The sequence below is a fragment of the Pseudonocardia pini genome (assembly GCF_013870575.1).
Classification (GTDB): domain Bacteria; phylum Actinomycetota; class Actinomycetes; order Mycobacteriales; family Pseudonocardiaceae; genus Pseudonocardia; species Pseudonocardia pini.
In genome coordinates this window covers 1-7,954 of the sequence record NZ_JACBXB010000200.1, presented here as the reverse complement: position 1 = coordinate 7,954, position 7,954 = coordinate 1, and the positions used below count along the sequence as shown (strand labels likewise).

At 71.8% G+C, this 7,954-nt stretch carries 6 protein-coding genes; 5 read left to right on the top strand and 1 reads right to left on the bottom strand.

The window, feature by feature from the left end:
* The first annotated feature begins 286 nt into the window (after positions 1 to 286).
* Complete coding sequence (locus H5J29_RS13765) at positions 287 to 2,017, top strand: DEAD/DEAH box helicase (RefSeq protein WP_181781344.1); 1,731 nt, start codon at positions 287 to 289, stop codon at positions 2,015 to 2,017.
* A 720-nt stretch (positions 2,018 to 2,737) separates the two neighbouring features.
* On the opposite strand, the gene H5J29_RS35035 is transcribed toward H5J29_RS13765, so the two are convergent.
* Complete coding sequence (locus H5J29_RS35035; RefSeq protein ID WP_246393840.1) at positions 2,738 to 2,920, bottom strand: DUF7455 domain-containing protein; 183 nt, start codon at positions 2,918 to 2,920, stop codon at positions 2,738 to 2,740.
* Between the two features lie 357 nt (positions 2,921 to 3,277).
* Between H5J29_RS35035 and H5J29_RS13760 the strand changes: the two genes are divergently transcribed.
* The 4 genes from H5J29_RS13760 to H5J29_RS13745 all read left to right on the top strand — a co-directional run bounded on the left by H5J29_RS13760 (position 3,278) and on the right by H5J29_RS13745 (position 7,948).
* A complete protein-coding gene (locus H5J29_RS13760) occupies positions 3,278 to 4,123 on the top strand; it encodes an EamA family transporter (protein WP_181781345.1) in 846 nt (281 codons plus the stop codon).
* Positions 4,124 to 4,551: 428 nt separating this feature from the next.
* Positions 4,552 to 5,667, top strand: coding sequence for a sugar ABC transporter substrate-binding protein (locus tag H5J29_RS13755; RefSeq protein ID WP_246393841.1), 1,116 nt, complete (start codon positions 4,552 to 4,554; stop codon positions 5,665 to 5,667).
* Between the two features lie 65 nt (positions 5,668 to 5,732).
* On the top strand, positions 5,733 to 6,509 hold the full coding sequence (locus tag H5J29_RS13750; protein ID WP_181781342.1) for an ATP-binding cassette domain-containing protein: 777 nt from the start codon (positions 5,733 to 5,735) through the stop codon (positions 6,507 to 6,509).
* Positions 6,506 to 7,948 (top strand): sugar ABC transporter permease, encoded by a 1,443-nt coding sequence (locus H5J29_RS13745; protein ID WP_181781341.1) that lies wholly within the window; start codon positions 6,506 to 6,508, stop codon positions 7,946 to 7,948. The genes H5J29_RS13750 and H5J29_RS13745 overlap by 4 nt, the downstream gene beginning before the upstream one ends.
* Positions 7,949 to 7,954: the final 6 nt, after the last annotated feature.

Genomic DNA, 7,954 nt, shown 5'->3' with positions numbered 1-7,954 from the left:
GGGGGCGCGCAGCGCGGCCAGCGCCCAGCGTGCGGCGGGCCCGATGGGCACCAGCCGCCCCCGCGGCCCGAGGGCGCCCTCGACGAGCAGGCTGTCGAGGGGCAGAGCGGCGTCGTCCGCACGACTGGTCAACGGGTCCCCTTCCTGGTCCGGGACCGATCGTTGCAGGTCCGGTCCCCGGGCGCCGGCAGGTGGGTCCGCTCGCGCGGGTCCGGGGAGGCCGGACGGAGCGGGCCGGATACCCTGATCGGCGGCCCTCGGACGAGGATCGGCAGCAGGGAGTCGTGTGTCACAAGCGGAATCCGTACCGATTCAGGGACTGTCCCCCGCCTCACGCCCGCTGCGTGCCTGGCAGCGTTCGGCGCTGGCCCGGTACCTGGCCGCGAAGCCGCAGGACTTCCTGACGGTCGCGACGCCGGGCGCGGGCAAGACCGCGTTCGCGCTGCGGGTCGCGTCGGAGCTGTTGGCGGACCGGACGATCGAGGCGATCACCGTCGTCACGCCGACCGAGCACCTGAAGTACCAGTGGGCGCAGTCGGCGGCGGCCGTCGGGATCGCGCTGGACCCCGAGTTCCGGGCGTCGGCGGGCACCTCGCGGGACTACCACGGCATCGCGATCACCTACGCCGGTGTCGCGGTGCACCCCAACACGCACCGGGTGCGCACGGAGAACCGCCGCACACTGGTGATCCTCGACGAGATCCACCACGCCGGGGACGCGAAGTCCTGGGGCGAGGGCGTCCAGCTCGCGTTCGAGCCCGCCCAGCGGCGGCTGGCGCTCACCGGGACGCCCTTCCGCTCCGACGACAACCCGATCCCGTTCATCGAGTACCAGCGAGACGGCGAGGGCGCCCTGCGGTCCCGGGCCGACCACTCCTACGGCTACGCCGACGCGCTCGCGGACAACGTCGTCCGGCCGGTGGTCTTCCTGGCCTACTCCGGCACGTCCAGCTGGCGGACCAGCGCGGGGGAGGAGATCACCGCGCGGCTCGGCGAGCCGATGACCAAGGAACAGACCGGCATGGCCTGGCGCACCGCGCTGGACCCGGCCGGTGAGTGGATGCCCGCCGTGCTCGCGGCCGCGGACAAGCGGCTCACGGCCCACCGCTCCGGCGGGATGTCCGACGCGGGCGGGCTCGTCATCGCCACCGACCAGACGGCCGCGCGGGCGTACGCCGCGCTGTTGCAGAAGGTCACCGGGACCATGCCCGCCCTCGTGCTCTCGGACGAGACGGGGTCCTCGGACCGGATCGAGGCGTTCGCGAAGTCGCAGGAACGGTGGATGGTCGCCGTCCGGATGGTGTCGGAGGGGGTCGACGTGCCGCGGCTCGCCGTGGGCGTCTACGCCACCTCCGCCGCGACCCCGCTGTACTTCGCGCAGGCCATCGGCCGGTTCGTGCGGTCGCGGCGGCCGGGGGAGACGGCGTCGGTGTTCGTGCCGTCGGTCCCCGTGCTGCTGGGGCTGGCCTCGGAGCTGGAGGCGCAGCGCGACCACGTCCTCGGGGCGCCGCACCGGCCCAAGGAGGAGTGGAACGACCAGGAGCTGATGCTCGCCAACCGGCAGGAGGACGAGCCGGGGGAGGACGAGAAGTCCTTCACCGCCCTGCACGCCGACGCCGAGCTGGACCAGCTGATCTACGACGGCGCCTCCTTCTCCGCCGACGAGGAGGACTACATCGGGCTCCCCGGCCTGCTGGAGCCGGACCAGGTGCGGACGCTGCTCTCCCAACGTCAGCAGGAGTGGGTGGACCGGGGGTCGCCGCGCTCCGGTGCGGGTGCCCGCGCCACGCCGGCCCCGGCGGTCCCCGAGCCGCCGCGCGAGATGTCGGTGCGCGAGCACCTCCAGAAGCTCCGCAAGGAGCTGAACACGCTGGTGGCGCTGCACAACCACCGCACCAAGAAACCGCACGGCATGATCCACAACGAGCTCCGCAGGCACTGCGGCGGCCCCCCGACCGCGATGGCCACGATCGAGCAGCTGGAGGAGCGGATTGCCACCATCCGCTCCTGGCGCTAGCCAGAGCCCCGCGAGTCCCCCGGTTTCGACGCGCGAGTCGGACACCTGCGTTCCGCGAGTCCCCCGGTTTCGACACGCGAGTCGGACACCGTGGTCCGTGAGTCCCTCAGGTCGGACGCGCCGAGCAGCCGGCCCAGCACCCCTCGACCTCGCATGGTGAGGGCCCAGTCACTCGCTGGGCGCGAGTCGCTCGGGCGCCGCGCAGGTGTCCGCGGCTCGGACTCCCGGGCGTCGACCTCCGCGTCGGTGTGTGGAGCGACGCTCCCGCGAGCGCCCTGAGTGACGTGGTGACCTCGCTCGGAGCAGGGAGCTCGGGCCACGCGCGCGATTCCGGCACGCGACCCATGATCGCTGCGAGTGGAGCGACCCTGCGCTGAGCGCCGGGTTCGCTCCCCTCCGAGTGATCATGCAGGTGTGCGCGCTCCGGGACTTCTCGGATGCGCAGCGACGGCGCCCTCGGTAGTCGGGGCGACTCGCGCACCCTCGGGCGACTCGCGCACTCCGGCCGGGCGTCTGGCGTCGCCGCGAGGGCGGCTCCCGCGCCGCGACAAGTCGTGCTCGCGTGTCAGCGCAGGGCGGGCTTGCGCACCGGGGCAGGGTGTCTCGCGCGCCGGGCGGCTCATGTAACCCGGCACACACGAGAGGGCGGGCACCCGGTGGGTGCCCGCCCTCTCGATGAAGCGTTCTCGAATCCGGCGAGGGGAGTCGCCGGGGCCCTCGTCAGCCCTGCTGGACGTCCACCTCGAGCTCACGCAGCTTGTCCGCGTGGGCTCGGGCGTGGTGCCCGCAGAACAGGAGCTCGCCACCGCGCGGTAGTACGGCGCGAACCTTTGCAGCCGCTCCACAGCGGTCACAGCGGTCGGCGAGGGTCAACTCGGGCCGGGTCAGGGTTCCAGGCTGCATAGCTGCGGTCTCCCTCCGTCTCGGTACCGGGTCCCCCCGGTACCGCTTGCTGTGACGACCGCTCACGCGGTGCGCCCACTCTTGCAGACGTTCGACACCCCTGCATGTGTTCCCGGCCCGTGTCGCGACGACAATCACGTTTCGACCCTGGGGGGTCGGGTGACCGTCTCCGCGGTGGCGGTCCGGTGACGAACACGGATTCAGTTGACTACGAGTGAATGATGCGGTGCCCGTTGTGACACCGCAAGGTGTCGTGTGTAAACAGTCGGGTCCCGACGACTACGGAGCGCAATCGTGTACGGAGAGGTGAGTCGCCGGGTCCCGGCGCCCGTCCTCTTCGTCGTCGGGGGCGCCTCGATGTACGTCGGGGCGGCCCTCGCGGTCGGACTGTTCGACCGGTTGTCGCCTGCCGCGGTGGCGGTGTTACGGATCTTGGGCGCAGGAGCGTTGCTCCTTCTGGTCGTACGGCCCGGGAAGGTCGCGTGGAGTCACCGTCGGCTGCGGCGGTCCCTCCCGTTCGGGGTGGCCACCGCGCTGATGAACGCCGCGTTCTACGAGGCGATCGCCCGGTTGCCGCTGGGCACGGCGGTCGCGCTGGAGTTCTGCGGCCCGGTGGTGGTCGCCGCCGCGCTCAGCCGCAGGCCGCGAGACGTCGGGGCCGTCCTGCTGGCCGCGGGCGGGGTCGCCCTCATCGCCGACGTCCGCTGGTCAGGCAGCCCCTCGGGGGTCCTCTGGGCCCTGGCTGCCGCGGCCCTCTGGGCGGCCTACATCGTCCTGGGCAAACGGGTGGCGAGCGCGGGGGACGGGGTCGAGGACATGGCGGTCGGGTTCACCGTGGCCGCGGTCCTGTGCTCCCCGGTGCTGTTCCTGGGCGGCTCGGCGGGCCTCGCGCCACTCGGCGATCCGACGGTGCTGCTGCTCGCGGTGGGGGTCGGGGTGCTGTCCAGCGTGATCCCCTACGGCCTGGACCAGGTCGTGCTCCGGCGGGTCGGACAGGCCCGGTTCGCCGTGCTCCTGGCCCTGCTGCCCGCGACCGCGACGGTGATCGGACTGGTCCTGTTGGGGCAGCTCCCGGGCCCCGCGGAGGCGGTCGGCATCCTCGCCGTCGTCGGGGCGGTCCTGCTGCGCTCGCGGGACGGCGACGAGGTCCCGCAGACCGTCCGGCCGAACCATGTCACGGACAGTCACCACCCTCCTGAGTGACGCAGCGTGACCATTCTGGGCTCGACCGAGTGAAGATCACCTGAGTGGGTGGAGAACCCTCGCTGGGCGTCCACCGTGGCGCGCGACCATGCCTGCAGGCCCCTTCGGCGGCCTCGGAATCCGCCCCGAGTGGACCACTGCCTCGGGAGGGGTCCGCGTCGGTTCGATGTCACCCGGCCGGCGCGCAGGCGTCCGGCTCAGTGTCTCTACGTCCGCGGGTTCGCGAAAAGTCGTCCGGAGGCGGCCGCGAACTCGCCCTCCGACAACAAACCCGGGTGAACGTGACCGAATCGTGATGATCGTTCCGGAACTGTATCGATCGAGAATGCTTCACGTCACACCTATCAGGTGCATACGTTGTCGCCCACAACATTCACCCGGCGTTCTCCGCGCCGGGTCCACAGCGACGTGGAGGCAGGCGCATGCGGATGAGGATGACGGCACCGAGGGCGGTGGCCGCGCTGGGTCTGGGGCTGGTCCTCACCCTGACCGGCTGCGGGGCGAACAGCTCGGGCGGGACGGCTCCGGCGTCGAGCGCGCCGAGCGGTGGGGTCAAGGTCGGGGTCATCCTGCCCGAGACCGACACCTCGGCGCGGTGGGAGGGCTTCGACAAGCCCATGCTGGACAAGGCCATGCGCGCGGCCGGGCTGGACCCGGACATCCAGAACGCCCAAGGCGACGAGCAGAAGTTCTCCACCCTCGCCGACGGGATGATCTCGTCCGGGGTGAAGGTGCTGGTCATCGCGTCGATCAGCTCGGACGGCGGTTCCGCCGTCGCGGCCAAGGCGAAGGCCCAGGGCATCCCGGTCATCGACTACGACCGGCTCAACCTCGGCGGCACGAGCGACTACTACGTGTCGTTCGACAACGAGCAGGTCGGTGCGCTCCAGGGCCAGGGCCTCGCGCAGGCCCTCACCGGCAAGCAGGGCGCCCAGGTGATCCAGATCGAGGGCGCGCCGACGGACAACAACGCGACGCTGTTCTACAACGGCCAGCAGTCCGTGCTGAAGCCGATGTACGACTCCGGGCAGCTCAAGCTGGTCGCCAACCAGCCCATCGACAAGTGGGACAACCAGGTCGGCGGCACCACCTTCGAGCAGCTGCTGACCGGCAACGGCGGCAAGGTCGACGGCGTCGTCGCGGCCAACGACGGCCTGGCGGGCGCCATCGTGACCGTCCTCACCAAGTACGGCCTCAACGGCCAGGTAGCGGTCACGGGCCAGGACGCCACCGCCGACGGCCTGCAGGCCATCCTGCGCGGCGACCAGTACATGACGGTCTTCAAGCCGATCCAGGAGGAGGCGGATGCCACCGCCAAGCTCGCCGCCGCCCTCTCGAAGGGCGACACGGCCACCGCGGACGCCACGGCCACCCAGACCGTCGACGACCCGAAGGGCAACCGGCAGGTCAAGTCCGTGCTGCTCACCCCGCAGCTGATCACGAAGGACAACGTCAAGGTCGTGACGGACGCGGGCTACGTCAAGGCGAGCGAGATCTGCGTGCAGACCACGCAGGCGGCCTGCGACACCGCCGGCATCAAGTAACCGACCCTGGGGCGCGCGGCCGGACCGACCCCGTCCGGCCGCGCGCCCCCGCCCTGGAGGGGCCCATGTCCGAACCCATCCTCCAGCTCCGCGGCGTGTCGAAGAGCTTCGGTGCGGTGCAGGTGCTGCACGACGTCGACCTCACCGTCCGCGCGGGCGAGGTGACCGCGCTGGTCGGCGACAACGGCGCGGGGAAGTCGACGCTGGTCAAGTGCGTCGCCGGGATCCACCCGATCGACGGCGGCGAGATCGTCTTCGACGGCGAGCCGGTGGCGATGACCTCGCCCGCGGACGCCGCGAAGCACGGGATCGAGGTCGTCTACCAGGACCTCGCGCTGGCCGACAACCTCGACATCGTCCAGAACATGTTCCTCGGCCGGGAGCGCGGGAAGCCGTGGCTGCTCGACGAGGCGGACATGGAGCAGGCCGCGCGGCGCACCCTGGCCTCGCTCTCGGTCCGGACCGTGACGAGCGTCCGGACGCCGGTCGCGTCGCTGTCCGGCGGGCAGCGGCAGACCGTCGCGATCGCCAAGGCGGTGCTCTGGGACTCCCGGGTCGTGCTGCTCGACGAGCCCACCGCGGCCCTCGGCGTCGCGCAGACCAGGCAGGTCCTCGACCTGGTCCGCAGGCTGGCCGAGCAGGGCATCGGCGTGGTCCTGATCAGCCACAACATGGCGGACGTCTTCGAGGTCGCCGACCGCATCGCCACCCTCTACCTCGGTCGGATGGTGGCGGAGGTGCAGACCCGCGACGTCACGCACGGCCAGGTCGTCGAGCTCATCACCGCGGGCCGCTCCGGGGAGCTGGGTCTGGCGCGTCCGGAAGGGGTGGTGGCGCAGTGAGCGCTCCGAGCAAGGAACCCACGTCCGCTGCGGAGAAGGCCGACGCGGGCAACCGCGCGGCCGACTTCGGCATCGACACCACCGCCCGCACGACCGGCGAGGCGATCCGCGGCTACGTGTCCGGGCTGCGTCACGGCGAGCTCGGCTCGCTGCCCGCGCTGCTCGGCCTCGCCGCGCTGTTCCTGCTGTTCACGGTCCTCGACTCCGGCGGCACCTTCCCCAGCCTGCTGAACCTGGCGAACCTGCTGCAGCAGGGTGCCGGCCGGACCATCATCGCCATGGGCCTGGTCTTCGTGCTGCTGACCGGCGAGATCGACCTCGCCGCGGGCACGGCGTCGGGACTCGCGGCCTCGCTGATGGCGCTGCACCTCGTGAGCGGCGGGAACATGCTCGGCGCGATGGGTGGGTTCGTCTTCACCCTGCTCATCGTGGTGATGCTCGTCGCGGCGGCACTCGCGGTGTGGGTGCGGGTCTACGCCGGGGCCGCGGTGAGTGTGCTGGGCGCGGCGCTGCTCCTGATCGGGGTGCCGGCCAACGCCTGGATCGAGATGCTGCTGGCGGTCTGCGTCGGCGTCGTCGTCGGATGCCTGACGGGGTTCCTGGTCGCCCGGATCGGGATGCCCAGCTTCGTCGTGACCCTGGCCCTGTTCATCACCTGGCAGGGCGTGATCCTGCAGCTCATCGGGGACGGCGGCACCCTCGGCCTGCGCGACCCGGTGATCAACGCGGTGGCCAACGGCAACCTCTCCACACTCGGCTCCTGGCTGCTGTTCGTGGTGGCCGCGGGCGGCTACGCGGTCGTGATGCTGACCCGGCAGCGCTCCCGGCTGAGCAAGGGGCTGGTGGCGCAGCCCACGGGCCTGGTGCTGATGAAGGTCGGCGCCGTCCTCGTGCTCGGCGCGGTGGCCACGTTCCTGCTGACCCAGGACCGGTCGCCCGGGGTGATCAGCATCTCCGGTATCCCTTATGTCGTGCCGATCGTCCTCGTCCTCCTCGTGCTGGGGACCTACGTGCTCGACCGGACCCGGTTCGGGCGGCACGTCTACGCCGTCGGCGGGAACCGCGAGGCGGCGCGGCGGGCGGGGATCGACGTGGTGCGGATCCGGGCGGCGGTCTTCGTCATCAGCTCGGCGTTCGCGGCGATCGGCGCGATCGTCTACTCGTCGAAGGTCGGGTCGGTCTCACCGGCGGCGGGTGGCGGGAACACGCTGCTGTTCGCCGTCGGGGCGGCGGTCATCGGCGGGACGTCGCTGTTCGGCGGGCGCGGCCGGGTGTCCAACGCCGTCATCGGTGGCGCGGTGCTCGCGACCGTCGAGAACGGGCTGGGCCTGCTGAAGCAGCCCGCGGCCGTCGTCTTCATCATCACCGGACTCGTGCTCCTGCTCGCCGCCGGGGTCGACGTCCTGTCCCGTCGGAAGTCGGCGGCCGCCGGCCGGTGACCGAGC